This is a genomic window from Pseudofrankia coriaricola (assembly GCF_032027725.1).
In the GTDB taxonomy this organism is placed as follows: Bacteria; Actinomycetota; Actinomycetes; order Frankiales; family Frankiaceae; genus Pseudofrankia.
This window is the reverse complement of record NZ_JASNFO010000067.1, coordinates 17,718-43,315: the sequence shown is the minus strand read 5'-3', so window position 1 is coordinate 43,315 and position 25,598 is coordinate 17,718. Positions and strand designations below refer to the sequence as shown.

19 protein-coding genes are annotated in these 25,598 nt (G+C 73.4%); 11 read left to right on the top strand and 8 right to left on the bottom strand.

Features of this window, described 5'->3' with window-relative positions; genetic code table 11:
• Positions 1–43 precede the first annotated feature (43 nt).
• From QOZ89_RS30875 to QOZ89_RS30860, 4 genes are read right to left on the bottom strand one after another with little or no spacing between them, the layout of a single operon-like run.
• Complete coding sequence (locus QOZ89_RS30875; protein WP_312627146.1) at positions 44–1,546, bottom strand: DUF362 domain-containing protein; 1,503 nt, start codon at positions 1,544–1,546, stop codon at positions 44–46.
• Entirely contained in the window at positions 1,539–3,632 is a 2,094-nt protein-coding gene (locus QOZ89_RS30870; protein ID WP_312627144.1) for a heparinase II/III domain-containing protein, read from the bottom strand. Before QOZ89_RS30870 ends, QOZ89_RS30875 begins: the two co-directional genes overlap by 8 nt.
• Positions 3,633–3,643: 11 nt before the next feature.
• Positions 3,644–4,582: an NAD(P)H-binding protein gene (locus QOZ89_RS30865; protein ID WP_071053333.1), complete on the bottom strand. Its 939-nt coding sequence runs from the start codon at positions 4,580–4,582 to the stop codon at positions 3,644–3,646.
• Between the two features lie 4 nt (positions 4,583–4,586).
• A complete protein-coding gene (locus tag QOZ89_RS30860) occupies positions 4,587–6,485 on the bottom strand; it encodes a glycosyltransferase family 4 protein (RefSeq protein WP_241842323.1) in 1,899 nt (632 codons plus the stop codon).
• Between the two features lie 343 nt (positions 6,486–6,828).
• Here QOZ89_RS30860 and QOZ89_RS30855 point away from each other — a divergent pair, with 343 nt between their 5' ends.
• The 10 genes from QOZ89_RS30855 (at position 6,829) to QOZ89_RS30810 (ending at position 20,105) form a co-directional block, all read left to right on the top strand.
• A complete protein-coding gene (locus tag QOZ89_RS30855) occupies positions 6,829–9,111 on the top strand; it encodes a bi-domain-containing oxidoreductase (protein ID WP_491677201.1) in 2,283 nt (760 codons plus the stop codon).
• A 20-nt stretch (positions 9,112–9,131) separates the two neighbouring features.
• Positions 9,132–10,370, top strand: coding sequence for a non-hydrolyzing UDP-N-acetylglucosamine 2-epimerase (gene wecB, locus QOZ89_RS30850; protein WP_083419841.1), 1,239 nt, complete (start codon positions 9,132–9,134; stop codon positions 10,368–10,370).
• 100 nt (positions 10,371–10,470) lie between these two features.
• The gene (locus QOZ89_RS30845; RefSeq protein WP_071053332.1) at positions 10,471–11,814 is read left to right on the top strand and encodes a nucleotide sugar dehydrogenase; all 1,344 of its coding nucleotides are present in this window, start codon (positions 10,471–10,473) and stop codon (positions 11,812–11,814) included.
• Between the two features lie 360 nt (positions 11,815–12,174).
• Positions 12,175–13,833 (top strand): polysaccharide biosynthesis tyrosine autokinase, encoded by a 1,659-nt coding sequence (locus tag QOZ89_RS30840; protein ID WP_071053331.1) that lies wholly within the window; start codon positions 12,175–12,177, stop codon positions 13,831–13,833.
• A gap of 133 nt (positions 13,834–13,966) precedes the next feature.
• A complete protein-coding gene (locus tag QOZ89_RS30835; protein WP_312627141.1) occupies positions 13,967–15,367 on the top strand; it encodes a glycosyltransferase family 4 protein in 1,401 nt (466 codons plus the stop codon).
• A complete protein-coding gene (locus QOZ89_RS30830) occupies positions 15,364–16,413 on the top strand; it encodes a sugar nucleotide-binding protein (RefSeq protein WP_083419838.1) in 1,050 nt (349 codons plus the stop codon). The genes QOZ89_RS30835 and QOZ89_RS30830 overlap by 4 nt, the downstream gene beginning before the upstream one ends.
• An 84-nt stretch (positions 16,414–16,497) precedes the next feature.
• On the top strand, positions 16,498–17,310 hold the full coding sequence (locus QOZ89_RS30825; protein WP_312627138.1) for a protein phosphatase 2C domain-containing protein: 813 nt from the start codon (positions 16,498–16,500) through the stop codon (positions 17,308–17,310).
• Positions 17,311–17,505: 195 nt separating this feature from the next.
• Positions 17,506–18,243, top strand: a complete 738-nt coding sequence (locus QOZ89_RS30820) for a DUF4232 domain-containing protein (RefSeq protein WP_071053329.1) — start codon at positions 17,506–17,508, stop codon at positions 18,241–18,243.
• Between the two features lie 471 nt (positions 18,244–18,714).
• The gene (locus tag QOZ89_RS30815) at positions 18,715–19,371 is read left to right on the top strand and encodes a class I SAM-dependent methyltransferase (protein ID WP_312627135.1); all 657 of its coding nucleotides are present in this window, start codon (positions 18,715–18,717) and stop codon (positions 19,369–19,371) included.
• A 233-nt stretch (positions 19,372–19,604) separates the two neighbouring features.
• Positions 19,605–20,105 carry a hypothetical protein gene (locus tag QOZ89_RS30810; RefSeq protein WP_312627134.1) on the top strand — a complete coding sequence of 167 codons (501 nt, stop codon included), beginning with the start codon at positions 19,605–19,607 and terminating at the stop codon, positions 20,103–20,105.
• A gap of 219 nt (positions 20,106–20,324) precedes the next feature.
• Here QOZ89_RS30810 and QOZ89_RS30805 read toward each other — a convergent pair whose 3' ends face one another.
• From QOZ89_RS30805 to add, 4 genes are all read right to left on the bottom strand, one after another.
• Complete coding sequence (locus tag QOZ89_RS30805; RefSeq protein ID WP_312627133.1) at positions 20,325–20,837, bottom strand: GNAT family N-acetyltransferase; 513 nt, start codon at positions 20,835–20,837, stop codon at positions 20,325–20,327.
• Between the two features lie 18 nt (positions 20,838–20,855).
• Complete coding sequence (locus tag QOZ89_RS30800; protein ID WP_071053325.1) at positions 20,856–21,233, bottom strand: MmcQ/YjbR family DNA-binding protein; 378 nt, start codon at positions 21,231–21,233, stop codon at positions 20,856–20,858.
• A 116-nt stretch (positions 21,234–21,349) separates the two neighbouring features.
• A complete protein-coding gene (locus tag QOZ89_RS30795) occupies positions 21,350–22,528 on the bottom strand; it encodes a glycerate kinase (protein ID WP_312627130.1) in 1,179 nt (392 codons plus the stop codon).
• Between the two features lie 718 nt (positions 22,529–23,246).
• Entirely contained in the window at positions 23,247–24,224 is a 978-nt protein-coding gene (gene add, locus QOZ89_RS30790; RefSeq protein ID WP_312627129.1) for an adenosine deaminase, read from the bottom strand.
• Positions 24,225–24,605: 381 nt separating this feature from the next.
• Here add and QOZ89_RS30785 point away from each other — a divergent pair, with 381 nt between their 5' ends.
• Positions 24,606–25,598 carry an SPFH domain-containing protein gene (locus QOZ89_RS30785; protein WP_198543577.1) on the top strand — a complete coding sequence of 331 codons (993 nt, stop codon included), beginning with the start codon at positions 24,606–24,608 and terminating at the stop codon, positions 25,596–25,598.

Below are 25,598 nucleotides of genomic sequence, written 5' to 3'. Positions count from 1 at the left end.
AACGCCGCCGCGGCGCCTCGGGTCCGAAAAAGCCCGGCGTGCCTCATCGGGGGACCGCCGGCCTGGTGAGCTCGATCTGGCCCCGCCAGGCGAAGTGTGGCTCGGCGCGCAGCACGGCGTCAGGGGCGATCGCGCCGAGCCGCCCGTGCCAGGCGTCGTCATCACCGCGGAGCTCGATGTCGCGCCAGGATCCGTGTGCGAGCGGCAGCCGCGCGCAACGGAATGCCTGGTGGATGACCGGTATGCGGTCGGGGTCGAAACCGAACAGGTAGGCGGTTGCCGCATCGACCGCGGCCGGTGTCGCGCCGAACGTCAGCAGCCGCGCGGGCAGCGGGTCGGGGTTCATCGGACCGCCGCGTTGCCCGGCCAGCACGCCATCGACGAGGACGACATGCCGGCGGCCGGGTTCTGGCCTGGCGGCCAGCGTGCCGTCGGGGCGTCCGTAAGCCAGGATCTTGTTCAGATCCAGGCACATTCGCCAGACGGTGTCGTTGCCCCACCAGTTGCCGCTGCGGATCACGGAGTCACCGTCGCCGAAGACGTGGGTGCCGCCGTGGCGAGCCAGTCGCATCAGCTCGCCACCCAGCCGAGGCGACATGGTCGCCGCGCGTCGCAGCCCCGCCACCGCGGTCCGTTCCAGCCGGTGCAGCGCGCCAGGACTAGGGTGCTCGTCCCCACCGTCGCGCGGCGACCCTTCGGTGTGGTGCGGCAGCCAGTTCTTGTCCGCGTTGATGCCGACGAGGTTCTTTAGACCCAGCGTGACGCCCGCCTTCTTGTGACTCTTCAGCTTCGGCAGGTTCACCACCAGGTCGGCGTTCATGACGGTCCCCGACAGCAGGTACTCATGCCGCCCGCCACTGTGATGAGCGTTGACCACCCGGCTGTCGTAGTCGGCCCCGTAGTACCGCCCGGAGCCGCTATGGCCGACGAACTCGCTGGCGTCGCCGAGGTCGTAGGCGATGGCGCCACCGGGGTCACCGGCCAGCCGGCGGCGGTCGACGACAACGTCATCGACGGTTGTCCACTCCTCCTGGCGGAGGTCAACGAGTCCCAGGGTCAGACCCTGGCCCGCGTAGAACGCGCAGAGACGGTCGAGCCCGAGCACCCGCACGATCGCCGCGAACGAGGAGTCCGTCTGCGGAGCGTCGGCGACAACCACCCGGCCCGACGGCCCGACCGCGGCGAAGGCGAAGTCCGCCGCGGCTCGGATGACCGACCCGTGGGTGAGCACCCAGCGCCAGCCGTCCGGGTCCCGGGGGTGGCGTTCCCGGACGAGGTTCGGCTTGAGCACCACCGTCCCGCCAGGACCTACGAGGTCACCGAACGGGTTCCAGCGGGCGGTGTCGACGCGGGATGGGTCGAGTCCGGCGAGCCTGAGCACCCGACGGACCGCCGCGTACACGTGGTTCGGCTCGTCGGCGAGATGGCTCAGCCGGTACTCCGGGTATGCGTGGCTCGGGGAGTACGGCGGCTCCTCGGGATAGCGGGCATCGTCGGTCCGGGTCGTCGCCACCTGGCAGGAGGTCAGCGCGTCCGTCTCAGGCATGTAGTCGCTCCGCTGTGCATGCCGCGTCCCCCGGTTCGGGGACCCGCTGGTCGGGGCTCGTGGCCTGTCCGGGTGGCATCCGCGAGGCCGGCGTCTGCCACCGCTCCATGCTGGTACGCAGCCGGACCGGAAGATCGGCGGTGAGCTCGTACACGGCGACGACGGCGGGTTCGGTCCGGCCCCACCCGGTGGCGACCCGGCTTGCCTCGGTGCGCCAGCCGCCGCCCGCGGCGCGCAGGACGTAGATGCGGCCCGGGTCGCCGGGGTGGCCGAACAGCAGGCCCTCGGCATCGGCGCGGGCCGTCATGCCCGGCGCCAGGTGGAACAGGACCTCGACCCGGTGGCGGCCATGGCCGGTGACCAGGTCGTCGATCCGCGGGCCGTCGGCGTCGAGCCGCCAGGTCCGCTGGTGGCTCGGGGCGCCCGGCAGCCAGCGGTAGCCGTCGTGCGACGCGGTGAGCCGCGCGTGGGCCGTCGCGCTTCCGGCCGCGGGCAGGTAGCCCGCCTCGCCGATGGTCACCCGCGCGCGGCGGCCTGCCCGAAAGGCGCCCCACACCTCGGTCGAGTCCTGGCCGTCGACCACGACGGTGTTGTGCGCCCGGGTGGAGCGTTCCAGCGCCCGGTCAGGTCCTGGCGCATATGTGGAGGTGGCCGTGTCGACGATCAGCGGTGTGTCGTCGTGCCAGAGCAGGAACGACAGGGTGTCGGCATGGGCGTGCGCGGGGAGATCGTCGGGGCAGGGCGCGCCGACGTCGGCGAGCAGGTGCCATCGGCCGGCGCGCAGCACGGCGAGGCCACTGGGCGCGAGCAGCCGGACAGCGCCGTCCCGGCCGGTCCCGGCCCGCGAGACCGGTTCGGGGTCCGCTACGGCGTCCTCGTTCCCGTTCTTCTTCTGCTCACTGCCGTTTCGGCCCGCACTGCCGTTCTCGTCCGCTCGCCTGTCCTCGTGGACGTCCGTGCGGGCCGCGACACGCGGCGGGGGACTCGCCAGCAGCATCCGCGTGGCCGCTGACGGCAGGGGAAAACCGTCATTGAGCAGCGGTACCGTGCCGAGCGGACCGAGCACCGCCGACAGCCAGCCGCGCATTCTGGCGATCGCGTCGACCAGCTCGCCTGGCAGTGGGCGGCCCGCGGCGGTGAGCAGGTCGGCGACGTCGCGCAGGTCCGCGAGAACCTGGCAGTGGTAGGCCGGCGCCCGCTCGATATGGCCACCGTCGGCGAGCACCTGCCGGTCGAGCTGGCGTAGCAGCGCGCACGTCCAACGCTCGGTGTCGGCGCGGTCCCCGGCGGCGATGCCGAGACCGATCAGCGCCTTCAGGTTCTTGACCAGGTGGTTGCCGCCCACGTCGGTTTCCAGATGCGCGCGCAGGAAGGCACGGTGATGACCGAGATCGGCCGCCAGCCACCGGTCGGTCGGCGTGCCCGCGGCGAGCGGGCCGCGTAGTCCGCACAGCGACCACGCGCGCAGCGACACGACGTAGGGCGACCAGGGCACACCCTGTCCTGGCATCGTCGCCGCCCGCCAGGACGCGTAGAGCGCGCCGAACCGGTCGCGCGCGGCGTCGCGGTCGGTCAGCCCGGTAAGCGTCCAGGCCCAGTCCCAGTAGTGCAGGTGGTAACGCCACAGCAGCGGCGCCCGCGCCTGTGCCCAGTCCGCCGTGGCCAGGCCCGCGTCGGGGTCCGGCGGATGCAGTGTCCTGACGTGGCCGAGGAGGCTGAGCCGGCCGGCAACCAGCTGCGTCGCGTCCGGCCACAGTGCCTGGCAACGGCCGTCGAAGGGCAGGAAGCCGGGTGGCCAGCCGCCCACGGGCGGGCCACGGCGGATGAGCGCCGCGGACAGGCCGGGAAGCCGGTCGGCCAGCGCCCGCTGCCCGCGCAGTCGGACCCGTGCCGCGACCTGTTCGGGCCGCAGGCCGCGGACTGTCCGCGCGTACCGGCCGACGGAACCGGCGAGCGTGCCGCTCGCGACGCCTGGCCGGTGGGCGCGGCGGTCAGCGGGCGGGCGGCCATCACGCGGCTGGCCGGCGCTGGGTTGGCGCTCGTCCGGATGGGCCAAGCTCGGGCGGCCCGCGGTTGGTTGGCTCACCTCTCGCGCGGTCACCGGTGGCCCGCCTGTGCCCGGATGCCGTCGGCGAACGAACGGGGGGCGAACCTCAGGTCGGCCGCCGCCGCCTCGATCGAGAAGGCCTTGTCCTCGGCCAGCCGGGCGATCTGCTCGGCACTGATCCACCGTCGCCCGCCGCGCGGGCTCGGCGCGAGCCGCGGCGAGGAGTTCCAGGTCGTGCCCCGCGCCGAACCCCGTGACGGGCCGGCGAGCCGGCCGACGAGCTCGGCGAGGCGGATCGTCGGCCCGAGCGGCACCGGTACGCAGGTCACCCGCCGGCCGAGCGCGGCCGCCGACTCGTCGACGATCTCGCGCAGCGGCAGCGCCCGCGGCCCGGCGACGTCGTAGCGGCGTCCGACGGCGATGTCCGACTCGACCGCGCGCAGCAGCACGTCCGCAAGGTCCTCGACGTGCACCGGCTGGTGCAGGCCGCGCCCGTCGCCGGGCAGCGGCATTACCGGCGAGCGACGCAGCAGCGCCAGCAGCCGGCACATGTTCCGGTCGTCCGGCCCGCCGTAGATCATGGTCGGCCGGATGATCGTCCAGTCGAGGCCGCTGGCTCGGATCGTCTCCTCGGCCGCCAGCCGGACCCGTTTCGACGGCGCGTTCAACGTCGTCGTGACCGCGGTGGTCGAGACGAACACGGCGCGGCGCAGGCCGGCCGCGCCCGCCGCGTCGACGATCGTGCCGGCGTGCCCGAACCCCAGCGATGCCAGGTTGAGCAGCGCGTCGGCGCCGGCCGAGGCGAACGCGGCCCGGGTACCGGCCGCGTCGTCGAGGTCGGCGCGGACGGCCGAGGCGCCGAGCTCCGCCAGGGTGGCCGCCGCGGCAGCGGACCTCGCCAGCCCGATCACCTTGTCGCCGCGTGCCACCGCGGTAGCGACGACCCGGCGGCCGAGGAAGCCGCTGCCGCCGGTGACGAGGAGCCTCACCGCGTCACCTCCGCCGCGGCCGGCCGCGACCGGTCCGTCTGTCGCCCGCCTTCGCCGGTGGCTCGTCCGCTGGCAGTCGGGCCGCCGGCACCTCGACCGGGTCGTCTGGCAGCACGGTCGGGGCCGTGGGCGGATCCACGTCGTGCTCGCTCAGGCTGTCGTCGGCGCCATCCCGATGGCCATCGCCGACCTCCTCGCGCGGGCCATCGCCGGTGCTGCCGGGGATGTCGTCGTGACGATGACCGCTGTCGTCGGGCCGAATGCCGGCGTCATCGGAAAGGCCCTCGTGAAGGCCGACGGCAATGTCCTCGTCCTCGCCTCGGTCAGCGTCGGTATCACTGACGGCGGCCGGGGCCGTTGGCTCGGGTATGCCGAGGAGGCCGAGGAGGATGCGGCGGTAGCGGTCGGCCAAGCGGGCGCGGTCGAAGTGCGCCGCCACATACGCCCGCCCGGCACGCGCCATCGCGGTCCGCCTGGCCGGGTCCGCGGCCAGCGCGCGGATCGCGTCGGCGAGCGCCGCCGGGTCCTCCGGCGGCACGACGACCGCGCCGGCCGCGGTCAGGATCCGCGCCGCCTCGCCGCGCACCGCGCCGACCACCGGCCGCCCGGCGGCGAGCATCTCGAACATCTTCGACGGGATAAACGTGTCGAACAGCGGCACGGCTCGCAGCGGCACCACACAGATGTCAGCGGCGGCCAGCACACTGCCTACCTCGTCGCGCGGCACCGCCGGCGCGAGTGTGGTGTTCCTGAGCCCGAGCCAGGCGAGGTGTACGGCGATCCGCTCCTTGTCGGCGCCGTCGCCGACGAAGGCGAACCGGACCGGTGTATCGGTGAGCAGCGCCGCGGCGTCGGCGACCGCCGTCAACCCCTGCGAGATGCCGTGCGCGCCGATGTAGACGACCAGTGTGTCCGCGGGCCTGGCCCCCAGCCGGGCCCGTGTCGTCTCGCGCGCCGCTGGCCTAGAGGGCCGGCGGCCGTTGTCCCCAGGATCACTAGAGGGCCAAAGGGCGTGCGAAAATGATCCTCCTTCGCACGCCCGGCGGCCGTTGTCCCCAGGATCACTGACGGCGTCTGGTTTCGTCTCCGACTCGGCCGGGCGGAATCGCTCGAGGTCGACGCCATTGGGGATGACATGCACCTTCGTGGCCGGAATTCCGCGGCGCACGATGTCGTCGCGGAAGCCCTCCGTCACCGTCACAACGGCGTCCGCTGCCTGGTAGGCGGCGAGCTCGCAGCGCTCCAACGCGGCGATGACCCGCCGGTTGGTGATGACGCCCAGCTGGACGAATATTGCCGGCCACAGGTCGCGTACTTCGACGACGAGTCTGGCGCGCCGCAGCCGGGCGAGCAGCCAGGCCGAGCCAAGGGAGAAGAACGTCGGCGACGAGACCACGACGACGTCCGCCGGGCCGACGATCCCCGCGCCGAGCAGCACGCCGCTGACCATGAACGACAGGTGGCCCAGCGTCTTGCGGACGACTCCCTCGTTCGGGGTCGCGTACAGCCAGGTCCTGACCACGCGGTAGCCGTCGACCCACTCCACCCGCCGGACCGCGCCGCGGTAGGCCGGCGGTACGACGCCGGTCGGGTGGTTCGGCATGCCGGTCAGGACGGTGACGTCGAGGCCGCTCGCGGCCCACGCACGCGCGGTTTCCGACAGCCGGGCCTGGGGTGCGCCGATCTCCGGCGGGAAGTAGTGGGTGACCAGCAGGACCCGGGGCCGGCGGGCACCGTCGCGCCCGCCAGCTGGAGGGCCAAAGGGCGTGCGAAAATGATCTTCCTTCGCACGCCCGGCCGGGGTTCCTGCCTGATCGCGAAGCGATCTGGGAGGTCCGGTTGTCCCCAGGATCACTGCCGGGTCGTCGTCTGGGGTCCCTGCGGCGTTGCTGTACGGGCTCATCGCACCGTCGACCTCCGGTCAGGGGGGAGAACACCCGTGTGATCAGTTGACTACTGGTAGTGATCGAGCGTAGGGCTATTTGGTTAGCGGGTGGGGTCTCTGCGTCCTGCGTGTCGTCCGGACGATGCGACGCCCGATGGCCAGGCTTCGTGACCTAATGTAATTGGGCAACTACGATGACTGGCATGAGGCGACCGCGAATGTCTGGCGGATGTGTTACCCACGGTGACGCTGACGGCGACTGTTACCAGGCTCCTGGGCGCGACGGGCGCGACGCGCGCGCCGTCCGCGATGGGCGGGTCGGGCGGTGAGGCAGGTCGTCCAGGCTGTGTCCGGTGGTGGCGTGCGCGTGGTCGACGTGCCCGCCCCGACGATTGGCCCGGCCGAGGTGCTGGTGCGCACCGACGTGACGATCGTGTCCGCCGGCACCGAGCGGGCCGTCACGGAGCTGGCCCGCGCGGGTCTGCTCGCCAAGGCCAGGGCACGCCCCGACCTGGTGCGAAAGGTTGCCGACAAGGCCCGCGTCGAGGGCGTCGGCGCGGCGGCGCGCTCGGTGCGCGCCCGGCTCGGCTCCGACCTGCCGCTCGGCTACAGCGGATGCGGCCGGGCGGTGGCCGTCGGCGACGCGGTCGCCGGCATCCGCCCAGGCGACCTGGTCGCGACCGGCGGCGCGGGCCGTGCCAACCATGCCGACTTCCAGGCCGTCCCCGGACTGCTGTGCGCCCGGGTCCCCGACGGCCTGCCCGCTGCCGACGCCGCCTTCGCCACGATCGCGTCGATCGCGCTGCACGGCCTGCGCCTGGCCGAGGTCGGCCCGGGAGCCAAGGTGGTGGTGATCGGGCTCGGGCTCGTCGGGCAGCTCGCCGCCCGGCTCGCGCTCGCCAGCGGCTGCGACGTCGCCGGCATCGACCTCGCCGAGCTCCCGCTCGCCACCGCCGCCGGTGCCGGTGTGCTGGCGCTGAAGGAGTCAGGCCCCGCCACGACGGCGCGGATCCGGTCCTGGAGCCGAGGCCGTGGCGCCGACGCGGTGCTCATCTGCGCCGCCGGCCGGGCGGGCAACCCGGTGGCGCGTGCCACCGAGCTCGCCCGCGACCGCGCCCAGCTGGTCGTCGTCGGCGACGTCGACCTGAACCTTGCCAGGACCCCGTTCTACGAACGGGAGCTCTCGCTGCGCTTCGCCCGCTCCTACGGGCCTGGACGATACGACCGCGGCTACGAGGACTGGGGGGTCGACTACCCCGCCGGCCAGGTGCGCTGGACGGAGGGGCGCAACCAAGAGGCGGTGCTGGACCTGCTGGCCAGCGGTCGGCTGAAGGCCGCGGACCTCGTCACCCACACCTTCGAGGTCGATGATGCCCCGGCCGCCTACCAGCTCGTCGCCACCCGCTCGGAGCCCTACCTGGCCATCCGGTTCCGCTACCCGCCCACCGACGATGCCCCGGCCGCCGAGGACCTCGCCGCCGCCCCCGGCGACTCCGGCCAGGTCTCCCGCGCCCTCGCCGCCGACAGGCCCCGGCGGGCCGTGGGGCCGGCCGGCGGGCGGGGGGACGGGGTCGGCTGGGTCGGGGCCGGAGCGTTCTCCGGGTCGGTACTGCTGCCCGCCTTCCGCGCCGCCGGGTTCAGCCGGTTCACCACCGTCGCCTCGGCGGGCGGGCGCACCGCTGGCGCGTTCGCCGAGCGGCATGGCTTCGCCGGCGTCGCCGCGGACGCCTGGGAGGTCATCGACGACGACCGGACCGGCGTCGTCGTCATCGCGTCCGCGCACGACAGCCACGCCGCGCTCACCGTCGCCGCGCTGGAACGCGGCCGGCACGTCTGGTGCGAGAAGCCGCCGGCGCTCACGCTGGCCGAGCTCGACCAGGTCGAGCGTGCCGCCGCGGAGGGCGGTGGGGTGCTGATGCTCGGCTACAACCGGCGGTTCTCGCCGGCTGTGCTTGGCGGCGCCCGCGCGCTCGCCCGCCGCGACGGGCCGCTGACCATCGTCTACCGGGTCGCCGCCGGGCCGGTGCCGCCCGACCACTGGTACGCGGACCGACGCCAGGGTGGCCGGCTGCTCGGCGAGGTCTGCCACTTCGTCGACACCTGCGCGGTGCTCGCCGGCAGCCCCGTCGAGGCGGTCACCGCGCTCGCGGGCCGGGAGGCCGAGGCACTGCTCGCCCCGGACGTCGCGGTCGCCATGCGGCACGCCGACGGGACGCTGTCCACGATCGCCTACAGCTCCGCCCGGCCGGCCGACGCGGGCAAGGAGGCGGTCGAGGCAGTCGCGGGCGGCGACCACCTGCGCATCGACGACTTCCGCCGGCTCGTCGTGAACGGCCACGTGAGCTGGCGCGGCCCGCAGGACAAGGGCCACCGGGCCGCTGTCGAACACTTCCGGTCCCTGTGCCTGGCCGCGGACGGTCCGACCGGATCCGGCGACCCGATCGGGCCGGGCGGCGAGCTCAGGCTGACCGCGCAGCTGCTCGCGTCCAGTCGGGCCACTCTGACGGCGGCGGTCGCTCTTGGCCTGGGTGCGCCGGCCGACCTGGCCGCTACCGGCGGGGAACCCGGCACGCACCCCGGAGTCCCGGCGCCCCGGCCGGCGCTCGATCAGGTCCCGCCGAGCGTCTCGGAGGCGGGACGATGAGCCGCGCCGTGGATGGTCCGATGGCTGGTCCAGTCCCTCGCGCCGTGGCCGGCCCGGCTGGCGGCCCGGCTGGCGGCCCGGCTGGCGGCGCGGTGGCGGGACAGACGGCGGGAGTGCCGGCGCGGACGGTGCCGGCGCAGGCCGGGCGCGAGCGGCGCGGGCCGTGCGCCGGGCTGCGCGCCGCCGTCGTCGCCGGCGCCCGGCCGAACTTCATGAAGATCAAACCAATCCTGGACGCGCTCGCGGCCGACGGCGCGCTGCCCACGCTGGTGCATACCGGGCAGCACTATGACGAGGCGATGAGCGGTGTCTTCTTCGCGGAGCTCGGCATCCCGCGCCCCGACCACCACCTGGGCGCCGGGTCCGGTTCGCACGCTGCCCAGACCGCCGCCGTGATGACCGCGTTCGAGCCGCTGCTCGACAAGCTCGCGCCGGACCTGGTCGTCGTGGTCGGCGACGTCAACTCGACGCTGGCCTGCGCGCTGGTCGCGGCGAAGGCCGGAGTGCCGGCCGCGCACGTCGAGGCTGGCCTGCGCAGCGGCGACCGCTCGATGCCGGAGGAGATCAACAGGATCGTCACGGACCGCCTCTGCGAGCATCTGTTCGCGCCGTCGGCGGAGGCCGTCGACAACCTGCTGCGCGAGGGCGCCGCCCCGGACGCGGTCCACCTGGTCGGCAATGTCATGGTCGACACGCTGCTGGCCTCGCTCGACGCGGCGCTCGCCCGTCCGACTCTCGCGGGTCTCGGCCTGCGGCCCGGCGAGTACGGACTGGTGACCCTGCACCGGCCCGCGAACGTCGACGACCCGGCCGTGCTCGACGGGCTGCTCGCCGCGCTTGGCGTTGTCGCGCGCGAGTGCCCCCTTCTGTTCCCGGTGCACCCGCGGACCGCGGCCCGCCTGGGCGGCCGGCTGCCGGCAGGGGTCCAGCCGCTGCCGCCCACCGGATACCTCGACTTCCTCGCCCTGCAGGCGGGCGCGAGGCTGGTGCTCACCGACTCCGGCGGTGTGCAGGAGGAGACGACGGTCCTCGGCGTTCCATGTCTGACCCTACGTGACAACACCGAACGTCCGATCACGGTCACCGATGGCACCAACCGGGTGGTGGGCCGCTCGCCAGACACGATCGTCGCCGTCGCGCGGGAGGTCCTGCGCACCCCGCCGCCACCCCGCCGCCCGGCGCTGTGGGACGGCCAGGCCGGCCGCCGCATCGCCGACGTCCTCGGCCACCTGCCCCGTCGGGCGCCTGCGCCGTTCTAGCCCGCGCGCCCAAGCCCTCGGTGGCGCGGCTGGCGGGACGGGTGAGCGACACGAGGAACCGCTACCTAGCTTTACGTAATTGTTGAGCGACACTATGTATATGGAGGACCTCGGGAAGCTGGTCGTCGTCGGACAGGGCTACGTGGGCCTGCCGCTGTCCATGCGCGCCATGGAGGTGGGCTGGCGGGTTGTCGGCGTCGACGTGGACGAGCGTCGGGTGAGGCGGCTCGCGGCCGGTGAGTCCTACGTCGACGACGTCACCGACGATGACCTGCGCGCGGCGCTGGATACCGGCCGCTATCGGCCGGTGGCCGAATACGGCCCGGCGGCCGGGTTCGACGTCGCCGTGGTGACCGTGCCGACGCCGCTCGCCGAGGGCGCGCCCGACCTGTCCTACATCGCCGAAGCCGGCCGCAGCCTTGCCCGACTGGTGCGGCCGGACGCCACCGTGGTGCTCGAGTCCACCACCTACCCTGGCACCACCGAGGAACTGTTCGGCCCGCTGCTGGAGGCCGGCTCCGGCCTGGTCGCCGGCCGGGACTTCAGGCTTGGCTACTCGCCGGAGCGCATCGACCCGGGGAACCGGACCTGGAACCTGGTGAACACTCCCAAGGTCGTCTCCGGCGTCGACGAGGCGTCGCTCGCCGCTGTCCGCGCCTTCTTCGACACGATCGTCACCCAGACCGTCCCGGTCAGCTCCACCCGGACCGCCGAGCTCACCAAGCTGCTGGAAAACACCTTCCGGCACGTCAACATCGCCCTGGTCAACGAGCTGGCGATGGTCGCCGATCGGCTGGGCGTGGATGTCTGGGAGGCGATCGAGGCTGCGTCGACGAAGCCGTACGGCTTCATGCGCTTCACCCCCGGCCCAGGCGTCGGCGGCCACTGCCTGCCGATCGACCCCTCCTATCTGTCCTGGCGGGTACGGCGAAGCCTCGGTCGTAACTTCCGGTTCGTCGAGCTCGCCAACGACATCAACGACCACATGCCCGATCACGTCGTCGCCCGCGCCACCGAGATGCTCAACCGGCGTGGCCGGCCGGTGCTGGGCAGCCGGATCCTGCTGCTCGGTCTCGCGTACAAGAAGAACAGCGGCGACGCCCGCGAGTCGCCGGCCATCCGGGTCGCGAGCCTGCTCGCCGACCTCGGCGCCGATGTCCGCGCCACGGACCCGCACGTCGACCCGGCGCGGGTGCCGGCCGCGGTCCGTCTCGTCGCTCTCGACGGGACGGAGCTGGCCGCCGCCGACCTCGTCGTCGTCCTCGTCGACCACGACCGGTTCCCGCGCGACTCGGTCACGCGCCATGCCCGTGCCGTGCTCGACACCCGCCGCTGGCTGCCAGCCACCCCGCGCATCCCCGAGCAGCGGCCCACGCCGGGCGCCGAGCGCCTCGACCCAGCCGCGGGGGGGCTGGCCAGCCCGCCGCTGGTGGAGTCGCTCTGAGGACCGATGACCGCGTAAACGCCGAGCGGGTGGTCATCCGCCCGCGGTGCCCTCACCCTCCGTCGACCTCGCTCCGCTGACGGGTTCGCGGATAGCGCACGTGCCGCTCGCCAGCGTTGAGTACTCCTCGAAGTAGCGACTCGAACGCCCGACGTCATGTCCCATTGCCGTCGGTGTTCCGGCCCTCGGGATGCGGTCATCCGTCGCGTGTGGTAGTCGCCCTACGGCGCGCCTCCACCGGCTTCGGGATGTTGGCTCTATTGTCACTCTAGGTAGTCATCATATCGCTTAAAGCGATCGGAGTGGCGGGTAAGGCCGGCGTCGGTCGCACCTACCACCGCGGGAAGGAGAAGCGAGCCTGTGGAGACGGACAGCGCTGTCCGCAATGGCCGGAGCCTGGTCGCCTTGCTTGCGCGACGGTGGCACCTGCTACTCACCGTGACCATCCTGTTTGGCGCGGTCGGGTTCCTGTTCGCCTCGCTCCAGTCGACGCTGTACTCGAGTAGCGCGACGATGCTTCTCAACGACCCGCGCACCACCAGCGTGTTCAGCGACAACCGTGTCGCCAGCGACCCGCAGCGGTACGTCCGCACGCAGGCGCGCTACCTCACTTCCACCGAGGTGCTGACGATCACCCGTTCGCTCCTTCACAACCGGCTCACCGTCGATCAGCTGCGTGGCCTGGTGAAGGCAACCCCCTCGGACCAGCTCAACCAGGTCAGCGTGACCGCCACCGACTCGACGGCCGAGGGCGCCTCCGCCGTGGCCAACGCCGTCTGCCAGGCCTACCGCGAGGCAGTCCGGAACCTGACCCAGGCGAACGCGAAGTCCACCACCGACGAGCTCGACCAGACGATCGCCAACCTGCGCGATCGCATCAGCAACCTGGACGAGCAGCTGAACGGGAGTGAGGGCCCGGCCGACCCGAGTCTGTCCGCTGCCCGCCAGGCCGCCGCCACCCAGCTGCTGACCGTGCAGAGCCGGGCCGACGAGATCGCGGTGGATACCGCGACATACGGCGACGGCGTGCAGATGTTCGAGCAGGCGTACCCACCGAGCGCGCCGTCGCAGCCCAGGCCACTCCGTTCGGTCGCCGTCGGCGCATTCCTCGGGCTGCTGCTGGCGGCCGGCGTCGTGTGGTGGCGCGACGAGTTCCGCCGTAGGGCGGACCAGAAGCAGGACCCGGCGGCTGTCCTCGGCGTTCCGCTGCTCGGCGAGGTCCCCGAGTTCCCCGTGTCCGCTGACGGCCGGGCGCTGCCCGCCGCGTACGAGCCTTCCTCCCCGGCCGGGGAGGCCTACAACTTCCTCGTCGAGAGCATCGGGTTCGCGCTCGCAGCCGGGGGCGGCGGCAGCGTCGTCGCGGTGACCAGCCCACGCTCCGGCGACGGCAAGACGGTGACCGCGCTCAACCTCGCGATCGCGATGGCCCGCGACGACCGCAAGGTGGCGGTCGTCGACGGCGACGAGCGGATGCGCGGGCTGACCAGGCTCGCCGACGTCGCCGACGAGCCGGGCCTGTCCGACCTGGGGGGCGACCTGCCGGTAAGCGCCGCTGTGCGCGACCTCGACCTCGACGGCACCGAGGCGCTCGACGTGGTCTCGGCCGGGGCGGCGCTCGACGACCCGGCCAGCTTCTTTCGGACCGGCCGGTTCCGCCGCGCGGTCGGCCGGCTGCGGGAGCACGCCGACGTCGTCATCGTCGACTCGCCGCCGCTGCTCGCGGTCAGCGACGCGGCCGCGATCGCCTCGCAGGCCGACGGGGTGGTGCTGGTGGTCGGGCGCGGCACGCCGCTGCGGGTGCTCTCCGACGTCCAGCACCGGCTGGAGTTCATCGGCACGCCGGTGCTCGGCTACGTCTTCAACAGGTCGGTCGTGTCCGGGCGGCGCTACGGCTACGGCTATGGCCACGGCTACGGGCGCCACGCGACCCGGCCCGCCGCCATGGCGGCGCCGTCCGGCCGCCACCGGATCCCCGGCCAGCGGCTCGATGAGGGCAGCCGGGTCGAGGCCAACCGATGACGGCCGACCCGGCCGTGCGCCGCTCGCGGCCGGGCCGGGCAAGTCCAGGCCGCCCAGCGTGTCCGGGGCGGCGGCCCGTCCCCGCGGGCCGCGAGGCCGGAGCGCGCGCGGCGCCGCGAGGAAGCGCGAGCCGATGCGGGTGACGATCGTCAGTCAGTACTTCTGGCCCGAGCAGTTTCGGGTCAACGATCTCGCTGTGGGCCTGCGCGAGCGCGGCCACCGGGTGACGGTGCTGACCGGGCGGCCGAGCTACCCGCACCGGGACGTGTTCGCGAGCCGCCGGCGCCCGGCCAGGGAATGGCACGAGGGCGTCGAGGTGCTGCGGGTGCCGCGGGCCTCCCGCGGTGGTGGCGAGCGGTGGCGACTCGGATTGAACCACCTCTCCTTCGCGGCCAGCGCCAGTGTGCTCGGCGTGCCCCGGCTGCCACCGTCCGACGTGGTGCTCGTCTACCAGATCTCGCCGGTGGCGACGCTGGTACCGGCGCTGCTGCTGCGACGTGTCCGGGGCACTCCGGTGGTGGTGTGGCTGCAGGACCTGTGGCCGCACACCATGCACGCGACCGGCGCGGTCCGCTCCGAACGGGTGCTCACGCTGCTCGACTGGCTGGTTCGCGCCGGTTACCGGCGCTGCGCCCGGGTGCTCGGACGGTCCGAGGACTTCCTGCCGCTGCTGCGGGAGGCCGCCGTCCCGGCCGACCGGCTCGACTACTTGCCGAACTGGGCGGAGAAGCATTACCGCCCCGTTCCGGCGGACGCGGAGGTCCGCCGCGCGGCGGGTATCCCCGACGGGTTCGTCGCGATGTTCGCCGCCAACCTCGGCGTCGCCCAGGCGCTGGAGACGCTGGTCGCGGCGGCCGAGCGGCTGCGTGCGGATTCCCACGGCGCGCAGGTGCACTGGGTGGTGATCGGCGACGGATCGCGCGCTGAGTGGCTGGCGGGTGAGGTGCGCCGAAGAGGCCTCAGCGACCGGGTCCACTTGCTGGGGTGTGCCCCGCCCGAGCGGATGCCGGAACTGCTGGCGCACGCGGACGTGCTGGTCACGACACTGCGCCGCGATCCCGTGTGGGCGTTGACGGTTCCGAGCCGGGTGCATTCGTTCCTCGCCTGCGGCCGGCCGATGGTGTCATCGGCCGCCGGCGCGACGGCCCGGGTGGTCGCCGCGGCTGGCGGGATCGCGGTGCCGGCCGAGGACCCGGCGGCACTCGCCGACGCGATCGCGAAGGTGGCGGCGCTCGGGCCGGCCGAACGGGCGGCGATGGGTGTCGCCGCCCGGCAGTACTACGTGACCCATTACGAGCGGGCCGCCTTGCTCGACCGGGTCGAGCGGCATCTGCGCGCCGCCGCGGGTCTGTCAGCCGCGCCGGAGCGGGTGCCGGCCGGTAGGCCGGCGGCCAGGGCCGCGGGGCCGCGGGCGCCCGCGGCGCGCGTCGACCTGGACCGCCGGCCTCGGGCGGTATCGGCTGAGGATCAGCCGGCCGGGCAGGCGCGGCCAGGCCGGCCGGCCGCGGGCGCCATGCCGGGGAGGAGAGGATGAGAGTCCTCGTTCTCGGCGGCGATGGGATGCTCGGGCACGAGCTCGCCGGCACGCTCGCCGCCCAGCACCACGTCGCCGTTACTGTCCACGGCCCCGCGATGACGGCACAGCCTCACGATGTGTCGGACACCCCAGCGGATATCGTCCGCGGTCGCGCGACCGCGGCGACGTTCCAAACTGGCGTCGGTGCCCGGGCGGTCGCGGATACCCCGGGAGATCGAGCCGGTGGTGTCCGCGCCGCCGCCGGCGGATGGCTGGCGGCTGGCGCCGGGCCGCCGCCCGAGCGGGTCTTCGGCGGGATCGATGCCCGATGTCATGATGACGTGGCCGCGCTGCTCGAGCGGTTCCGGCCGGACGCGGTGGTCAACGCCATCGGTCTGGTCCAGCAGCGTCCGGAGGGGCAGCTGGCGCTGCCTGCCGTCGAGGTCAACACGGTGTTCCCGCACCGGCTTGCTCGGCTGTGCCGGGTCGCCGCCGTCCGGCTTGTTCACATCAGCACCGCCTGCGTGTTCTCCGGCCGGCGCGGCCGGTACACCGAGGATGATCAGCCGGACCCGGTTGACGTCCATGGCATGTCCAAGCTGCTCGGAGAGGTACGTGAGGCGCCGGCCGTGACGCTGCGGACTTCGATCATCGGGCTGGAGCCAGCTGGGCGGTCCAACGGTCTGGTTGAGTGGTTCCTCAGCCAGCGCGGCCGGGTGCCCGGCAACCGTCGGGCGACCTGCACCGGACTGACGACGGTGGAGCTCTCCCGGCTCGTTGACCGGGTGCTCGTCAAGCACGAGGACCTGGCGGGGCTGTGGCATGTCGCCACCTCCGAGGCAATCACGGAGTACGACCTGCTTGTCCGCCTGGCCGACCGGCTGCGCCGGGCCGGGCGGGCGGTAGCCGAGGTAGTGGCCGTCGACGGCCCGGCCCGCGACCACGGCCTGGTGGCCGACCGGTTCGCCGACGCGACCGGCTACACCGCCCCCGGCTGGGACGCGATGCTCGACGAACTCGTCGAACAGATCATGGCGCGAAACGACGCGGACCGTGATGACTGAGGATGCCACGACGGCCGTGCCGGCCCTGAGCACGTGACCGACGTGGCGGCCCGCCCCCCGTGCCCGGCGTCGACGGTCCGTTCGGTGCTGTTGCTGGGCCCGGACCATCCGACCCTGCGCGAGACGGTCATCGCCGGCATGTCCGCGTGCGTCGACGGCACCGATAACCGTCGGGGCGACCCGGCCGCACTCGGCGCGGCGCTGTCGGCCGGCTGGCTGCCGAAGGCGGTGCCGTCCGTCGAGCCCAACGAGGACGGTGTCATGCTGGCGGCCGGCCCCGGTGGGCTGCTGTTCGCGGTGGCGGACGGCCACGGCGGTTCGGCCGCCGCGACCGCGGCCCTGCGCGCGCTGGCCGTCGCGGCGGCCGACCTACTCGCCGCTCCCGTGGAAGGGGCCGGTTGCCTCGGCGGCGCCCGACTCGTGCGCGCGCTCGCCGCGGCCGCCGTAGACGGCGTTTCGGACGTCGCCGAGCCGGCGCGCACCGCGCTGGGTCTCGTGCTCGCCGTCGACGAGTCGATCTTCTCGATCGGCTACGGCGACACACTGACGGCGCTGGTGCGTCGAGGCCGCCCACGGGTGATCAGCACGCCGTCCGAGTTCCTCGGCCCGGGTACCCGAGGGAGCCAGGACGAGGGCCGGTCCGTCGAGCGCCGCCGCCGCCGTCCCGGAGACGTCGTTCTGATCGTCTCCGACGGCGTGCCCGACTACCTGGGCCGCGCTTTCCCCGAAGCGGTGGGGGCCGTTCTGCGCGGCGACGGGCGGTCCGCTCCCGACGCGCCCGCGGTCGCTCGCGCCCTCGTCGGCCGGGCCGGGACCGCCGGCGCCGGGGACAACATCACCACGGCCGTGCTGCTGCCCGCCGCGGCGCCGTCATGGCGAGCCCGCCTGCGCCGCTGACGCGGCGTTCCGCTGTCTCGATCAGGGCCGTGATCGCAACCGTGGGAACTCGGAACTTGGCGCGACACGCGTTTTACGGTGCGTGGAGCTTTCCCGGTCGCCGATCGCTGGCTACGGTCGTTTCCGTCAGCATTTGAATGCGGTGCGTCAGCAGCATGTCGCGAGGCTGCCGCCTGCCAGACCAAGGAGCCCGCGATGCGGACGGATCGGGTCAGGGCGCCGGCGTGCCGGTGGCATGCCGGGGCGCCCCGCGCCGGAAGGGCGAAGGCCGCCGCGGTGGCCGCGGTCGCGTTCGGGCTGGTCTTGGCCGGGTCCGGGTGTGGCTCGACGGTGGCCGGCGGCGGTCCCGCGACCGTGGCCGCGGGCTCGTCGGGAGCGGGTTCGCGAGGGCCCGCGCAATCCGTCGCCCCCTCGGCGTCCGGCCGGGGGGGCGGCATTGGCGGTTCCGGCGTGGCGGCGGCCGCGGCCGGATCCAGTGCCGCGCCCAAGGAGGTGGCGGCCGCGCCCGTCTGCGCGGCAGGCGCCCTGACCGGCAAGCTCGACGACATCGAGGGCGCGGCCGGGCAGGTGTACGGAAAGCTGGTGCTCACCAACGCGGGCCCGGCTACCTGCAAGCTGAACGGCTTCCCCGACGTCCGGTTCGTCGACGCCCGCGGGGCCGAGTTCGGCGCGCCGGCGGACCACGACGACTCCAGGCCCGTGCCAGGGCCGGCGCTGCTGGCACCGGGTGGCACGGCGACGGCCGTGCTGCGCATCACCCAGCCGGGCGTCCAGCAGGGCTGCCTCACCTCGGACGTGACCAGGGAGGCGTCCGCCCTGGGTGTGACACCTCCCGGCGGAACAGGCACCGTGTCGGTCGAACTGTCCGGCGGCGTAACAGCGTGCGTCTCCACCGACGTCCGCCAACTCCTGATCGGCCCCCTGAGCGCCTGACGCAGCGCCAGCAGACCGACAGGGAGGCCCGTCGACCCGGCGCGCGAGGTACGGGCGGGGCGGCCGGCCAGGGTCCTGACGGGAAAGCCGCTGGCGTGGCGCCCGGCCAGGCGCCACGCCGGTCCGTTTATCGGCGTTACCGACGCCGCCGGAGTTGCCCAGGAGTGCGGCGGCGGGCCGGCGAAACGCGGGACTTCTCCCAGGCGACGTCCTCCGCTGGATTCCTGGTAAATCCAGGGAGTGCGGTGACGGCGGGTGGAGGGAGTCGTGATGGACGATGCGACGACAATTCCTGGAAGAAATCCGAATGCGGGGGACCGGCCGATGGCGCCGGGGTCGCGGGATGCCCGGACGGTGGCCGGGCAGGCCTCCGCCACGGGTGTCCCCGAGGCGGCCACGTGGGTCCCGGCGCAGCCGCGGGGCGGACGCGTGGGCGATCGGGGGCTCGTCAGGACACATCGACTGCCGTGGGTGCGCGTGGTGGACCGCGACGAGTTCCTGCTCGGCGCGGCGGCCGGGAGGGCGGTGACACACGTCGGGTTCGCCGACGCCGGCATGCGCGGCGTGGCGCGCCGTGATGGCCGCTGGCTGCATGCCCGGCTGGCCACCGTCGCGCGCGGCCTGGTCGGTGTCGACATCGACGCGGACGGCGTCGCCGAGGCGAGGGCAGCTGGCTACGAGGCCCATCTGGTCGACTGCGGCGACCCGGCCGACATCGCCCGGGCGGCGATCCGTCCGGCCGAACTCCTCGTCGTCGGCGAGGTGATCGAGCGTGTCGACGATGTCGGCGTGTTCCTCGACGGCCTGCGCGCCCTCACCGCGCCAGCCGGGACGATGATTGTCACCACCACGAACGCATTCCGGCTGATGAACGTCGCCGCCACGCTGACCGGCCGCGAACTGGCGCGTCCGGGCGACGTTTCCCGCTATTCTTGGTACACCTTCGTCAATGTGCTGGAAAGACATTCCTGGCGGGTCGTCTCCTTTCACCCGTACGAGTCCTCCGAGTACGAGGCGCGAGGTGGGGCGCGGCTCGCGCTCGCGGCTGAACGCGCCGCCCGGCTGTTCGCGCCCTTCCTCGCGAGCGGACTGATCGCTGTCTGCCGGCAGGCCCTTCCCGCCGGCTGACGATCCCGGTCTCCTGGTGGGTGGCGAGCAACTGCCTCACTACCCAGCTTGCCGCCGGTCCGTGCCCGCCCCGCGCGACCGAGGATGTTGCCGTCGTCCCGGTCGCCGGTTGGGCTCGCGGCGGTCCCGATGGCCACGTGGCGAGGTTTCGCCGCCCAACCGCCGTTGGGACCGGCGGAGTTCGCCGCCCGTTCCGCCGGGCGGTGCGACCGGGAGGCCTCGGGTCGGCGACCATGGACAGTGTGGGGCCCAGACACAGTGACGACCAGGACCCGGCGCGCGTCGATCCGGCCGGGCGCGGCATGCTGTCCGCGCTGGTCGCCCTCGTGCGGGATACCCGTGGCGACGGATCGATGACGGTCCGGTACATCCAGTGTGACGCCTGCGGAGGCCCGACCCCGCATCACGCCGAGGTCCAGATCTTCTCGGCGACCTCCCGGGACCCCACCTTCATCGCGTCGCCGCCCGAGGTGGTCTGCGGCATCTGCGCCTCGGTACACCCGCGCGTGGTCGATGACGAACCGCCGCTCGACACCGAGCTGACCTGCGCTACCCGTGGACCACGCCCCTGGCCGGTAGGCCGGTTCGTCCCTGACCGCTGGCTCACCCGCCGCTGGCTCGGCGCCTGCACTCACCGCTTCGCCGTCCCGGCCGCCGCCGCCACCGTCGTCTGCCCCCGCTGCGCCGCCAACCAGCCCGGCCCCGCCAGCCGCCCCGCGCGAGACCACCCCTGATCTTTTCCGGCCTCCCGCGTCGCGACTCCGTCACGGCGAACAGCGGTGCCGCGCCGCTACCCGGCCGAGATCTGCCGCCGAGTCCCTGGGCCTAGCACCAGCAGCAGGACGGTCGCCGCGTTCGAGGACCCGCTGCCCGCGGCTCCGGGCGCCTCGCCGGCCGGGCCCGCGATCTCACCGGCGGCTACGAGGCCCGCGAGAGGTCGGGTCGCGCGACGGTCACGACACTTCGCCATTCCGGCTCTCCGGCCGGGGAAGGGCGTAAACGGTCGTGGGTCGGTCGAAGAGGGTGTCGGCGCGCAGGTGGTGAAAGCCGAGGCGTTCGGCGACGCGGATGGAGCGGACGTTCGCCGGTCGGATCATCGCGGTGAAGTAGGGGTCCGGCAGGTTGCGGAAGCCCCAGTCGAGCCAGGCGCCGGCCGCCTCGGTCGCGTAGCCGTGGCCCCAGCGGTCGGGCCGCAGGGTCCAGCCGATCTCGACCTCGTCGAACGACTCCCAGTGCTGCAGGCCGGACACGCCGATGAGCTCCCCGGTCGACCTGAGTTCGACGGCGCAGCGCCCGTGGCCTCGCTCGGCCCACTGCCGTTCGATCGCCGTCAGGCGGTCCAGCGCCTGCGACCGGGAGTACGGGCCGAGGAAACGGCTCACCTGTTCGTGGGCGTGGAGGCTGACGTAGGCATCCACGTCGTCGACCCGCAGCGGGCGGAGCGAGAGCCGTTCGGTCTGGAGCATGTCGCGCCGGCCGGGTGCCTAGGCGGTGGACGGGTCGGGCAGCTGGGTGAGCAGACGCTTGGGAGCGACGGTCCGGTAGGCGTCGAGGATGATTTCGGCCATCTCGTCCCAGTCGACCGGGGTGTCGACGTAGACGCCAAGCCAGCCCCGGTGGCCGACGTAGGGCGGGCGGAAGAACCGGTCCGGATCCTCGCTGATCAGCTCGGCGGCGGCGCCGGGCGGGGCGGCGCACCAGAAGGCCAGGCGCTTGCCGTGGTGCTCGCCGACAAAGCTGACGAACGTCTTCTTGTCGCCGATGAACCAGGTCGGCGAACTGTGGCTCGGCCGTTCGGTCACCTCCGGCAACGCGCGGCAGATCTGGCGCAGCTCCGTCAGAGGGTCCCGATCGTCGGCCATGTCTCGATTCTCTCGGCGATCCCCGGTCATCTCCAAGCCGCCGGGCCGCGGTGGAACCCGACCGGTCTCCAGAGCGGGCGCTCGACCGGCGAGCGTGGGTCGCCGCCCGCCGCTGTTCAGGTCTGCTCTGGCGCGCGCGCCGCGTCCTGAGCTCGCCGGCCGTCCACCCTCGCGGCGGCCAGCTGAGCCGCCGCGGCGGCGAGCCATCGCTCGGGCTCGGCGGTCGCCGCGGCGACGCCGCGGGCCAGCGTGGCGATCGCGAGGGCCGCGTCGATACCGGGTGGCGGCGGCGCACCCAGCTGGCCGGCGACCAGCAGGACCGGCACGGGGCCGGCCTCGCCGACCCGGGCGGCGGCGAGGCGCAGAACCCCGCCGACGACCTTGCCGGACATCGAGGTCGCGTCGAAGCGGCCCTCACCGGTGATGACGAGGTCTGCGTCCGCCAGCGCGGCGGGCAGCCCGGCGTGCTCGGCCACCGTCGCGGCACCGGGGACGAGCCGGGCGCCCCAGGAGGCGGCCAGGCCGTAACCGGTGCCGCCGGCCGCGCCGGCGCCTGGCGCGTCGGGTTCGCCGCCGAGCAGCGTGGCGAGCCGGCGCAGGCCGCCGTCGAGCAGGCGTATGTCGTCGGGGGTCGCGCCCTTCTGCGGGCCGAAGACGGCCGCGGCCCCATGAGGGCCGCACAGGGGCGCGTCGACGTCGGTCAGGCAGAGCACACCGCCGGGCGGCGCGAGGCGTAGCCCGCGCGCATCCACGGCGGCGAGCCGGGAGAGCGCCCCGCCACCCGGTGGCAGCGGGGCGCTCGCGTCGTCGAGGAAGCGGGCGCCGAGGGCCGCCAGCGCCCCGGTGCCGCCGTCGGTCGACGCGGAGCCGCCCAGGGTGACGATGATCTGGCGCGTCGCCGGGTCGTCCAGCGCCGCGGCGAGCAGCTGGCCGAGGCCGACGGTGTGCGCTCCGAGCGGGTCGCGCCGGGCACCGAGCAGCGGCAGGCCGCTGCCCCTGGCGAGCTCGACGACGGCTGTCCCGCCCGGCAGCGAGAGCCACTCGGCGTCTACCAGGCGGCTGTCCGGGGCGCCGTCGGGGCCAGTGACCTTGACGGGTCTACGGCGCGCGCCGGGCACAGCGGCCGCGAACACGTCGAGGGTGCCCTCGCCGCCGTCCGCGATGGGCAGCCGAACGACCTCGTCACCGGGCCGGGCCGACAGCCAGCCGTCCGCCAGCGCCGCCGCCACCCGGTCGGCCGCGAGCGACCCCTTGAACGAGTCCGGCGCGATCACGACCTTCAGCCGACGATCCATGCTGTAATTCTGGTTCGCTCCGTCCGGGCACGGCACTCCGGCCCCGTACTCGCTTCGCTCCCAAGGGACCTCCGGGCCGTGTCCTCCTCCGCGAACGTGCGCTGCGGCGACCTCCGCTGCGGCCCCCCTACGTCGCTTCGCTCGTAGGAGGGCCTCCGCGGAGGCGCGCCTCCGCGCCCGCACGGTCACCTTGCGCTGAACGTCACCAATCCAAGACGGCCCGATCCAGTGCCAGACCCTCGCGGGAACCACGTCGCTTCGCTCGTGGGACGTCTGGACTGGTGCTGGTCGCAGATTCTGTGCCGATCAGGTGTGAACGCCGCTTACGAGCGAAGCGACGTGGCCCCGCAGAAGCTGGCCATGGGTCAATCCGCCGCTGTGACGTCGCCAACCGAAACCACAGCGCTCGTATGGGCACTTCGCTTCGCTCGTGGCGGTCTTCGCCCCTGTTCAGCCACCCCACGAGCGCAGCGAAGTGGCCCGACGGATGGGCCCGCTTCGGTTTGGTGACGTTCAGCGCAAGGTGACCGTGCAGGCGCGGAGGCGCGCCTCGCGGAGGCCCGGCCCACGAGCGAAGCGACGTGGGCCGGGCCGCAGCGAGGTCGCCGGAGCGCCCGTTCGCGGAGGAGGACACGGCGCGGAGGTCCCGTGGGAGCGAAGCGAGTACGGGGCCGGAGTGCCGTGCCCGCACGGAGCGAACCAGAAATACAGCGAACCATCAGCACAGCCAGGTGTCGATGCCGGCGAGGGCACGCGCCTGGACGTCGGCGGGGGCGGCGCCGCCCGTGATCGAGCTGCGGGCGCAGGTGGCGAGCTGCTCGTCGGTCAGGCCGAGTGCCTCCCGGCACAGCTCGTACTCCTGCAGGCAGGTCGGCCCGAAAAGGAGCGGGTCGTCGGCGTTGATCGAGCACCGCACGCCGGCGGCCAGCAGCGCCGGGAGCGGGTGCTCGGCCAGCGACGGCACCACCGACAGCTGCACGTTCGAGGTCGGGCAGACGTCGAGCGTTGTTCCCCGTTCGGCGAGCACCTCGACCAGCGCCGGGTCCTCGATCGCGCGGATACCGTGCTGGAGCCGGTCGGCGTCCAGGACGTCGATGGCGCCGCGTACGGAGGCCGGGCCGTCGAGCTCGCCGGCGTGCGGGGTGGACAGCAGCCCGGCGTCCTTCGCGTAGCGGAACGCGTCGACGAACGGCTCCGGCGGGTAGCCGTTCTCGTCGTTGTGCAGTCCGAGCGCGACGATGCCGGCGTCCCGGAAGCGGACGGCCGTCTTGGCGATCTCCACCCCGTGCTCGGGAGTGTCCAGGACCCGGTCGACGGCCGCCATCCAGCGGACGGTCACGCCGTGGCGGGCGCCGGCCTCCTCGCCGCGGTTGAGCACGGCCTCCCATGCCGCCTCGGCGCTACCGAAGATCTCCAGGTACGGGTACGGGTAGAAGCTCGGCTCCAGGTAGACGATGCCCTCGCTCGCGGCGTCCTCGACCATTTCGTCAACGAGCCGCTCGAAGTCGGCCACCTCCCGAAAAATCGGCAGGATGCCTCCGACTACCTCGCCAAAGCCGCCGAATTCCGTGAAGCCGGTGGTCCGGGGCGTCGGCAGGCCGCCCCGCGCGGCGAGCTCGGCCAGCGTCGATGGACGCATGCCGAGCTCGAAGTGCAGATGCAGATGCCCCTTGGGCAGGTCGCGCAGGTCTCGCATTACCAATCCTCACGCCGCGTGGTCAGGTCGCCGCCGAGATGACGCCCGCGCGCCGAACTGACGAGCCGGCGGGGCCGCGTCAGCCCGTGGTGGCGGGCCTGCGACGACGGTACGGACCGAACCGCCTGTCCGGGACCTCGTCGCCCGGTATTTACCACCCGGACACACCCTTCCGCGCGCTGTGCGCGCACCGCGCCCGCCTGCTCGCGCCACCCGCATCCGGCCGCCGACAGCGCTGCCGCACGGTTGTCCGGTGCGCGACGGCGCGAGCAGCGCGACACGGGCTTACGAGGCCCGCAAAAAAGTGATATCACTTTGATAGACGACGAGCGGGTGCCACCATCGGGGTGGCTCGCTCGTCGGATCGGAGGAGAGAGCGCTATGACCACGGGTAACCCGCCCCAGGTGCCGATCAACCTAGGCGGCCTGGATCCGCGCCGGGACACCCTCGAGCCGGGCGACGTGGTCGACATGCCCCAGCCGCGGGTGCGGGAGCGCGCGATGACAGGCCTCTCGGGCGCGATCGGGTTCTTCAGTGCGCTCCTGATCTCTGTGATCGGGGTGGCGCTGATCGTGCTCGCGGGCCTGCTGTTCGACGACGGCTCGGGCGGCGCCGGCGCGGCCGCGCTGGTCGTCGGCATCCTCGTTTTTATCGCCAGCTTCGTGTTCCTCGGCGGCCTGACCGCCGTCGCCCCGGGGCAGGCGCGGGTGGTGACGCTGTTCGGCCGCTATATCGGGACGATCCGGGTTACCGGCCTGCGCTGGGTGAACCCGCTCACCAGCCGGCGCAAGATCTCGACACGGATCCGCAACCACGAGACCGGTGTGGCCAAGGTCAACGACGCCGACGGCAGCCCGGTCGAGATCTCGGCCGTGGTGGTGTGGCAGGTCGCCGACACCGCGCAGGCCCTGTTCGAGGTCGACGACTTCGTAGAGTTCGTCGCCATCCAGACCGAGAGCGCCGTTCGGCACATCGCCACCCGATACCCGTACGACGCGCACGACACGGGACAGATGTCGCTGCGCGAGAACGCCGACGAGATCACCGGCAAGCTCTCGGCCGAGATCGCGCTGCGGGTGGCGTCGGCCGGCGTCCATGTCATCGAGTCGCGGATCACCCGGCTCGCCTATGCCCCCGAGATCGCTCAGGCGATGCTGCGCCGCCAGCAGGCGAACGCGGTCGTCGCCGCCAGGGCCCGGATCGTCGAGGGCGCGGTCGGCATGGTGGAGACGGCATTGGCCCGGCTGGAGAGCCAGGACGTCGTCGAACTGGACGAGGAGCGAAAGGCGACCATGGTCAGCAACCTGCTCGTCGTGCTGTGCAGTGAGCAGTCGACCCAGCCGGTGGTGAACGCCGGCTCGCTCTACCACTGA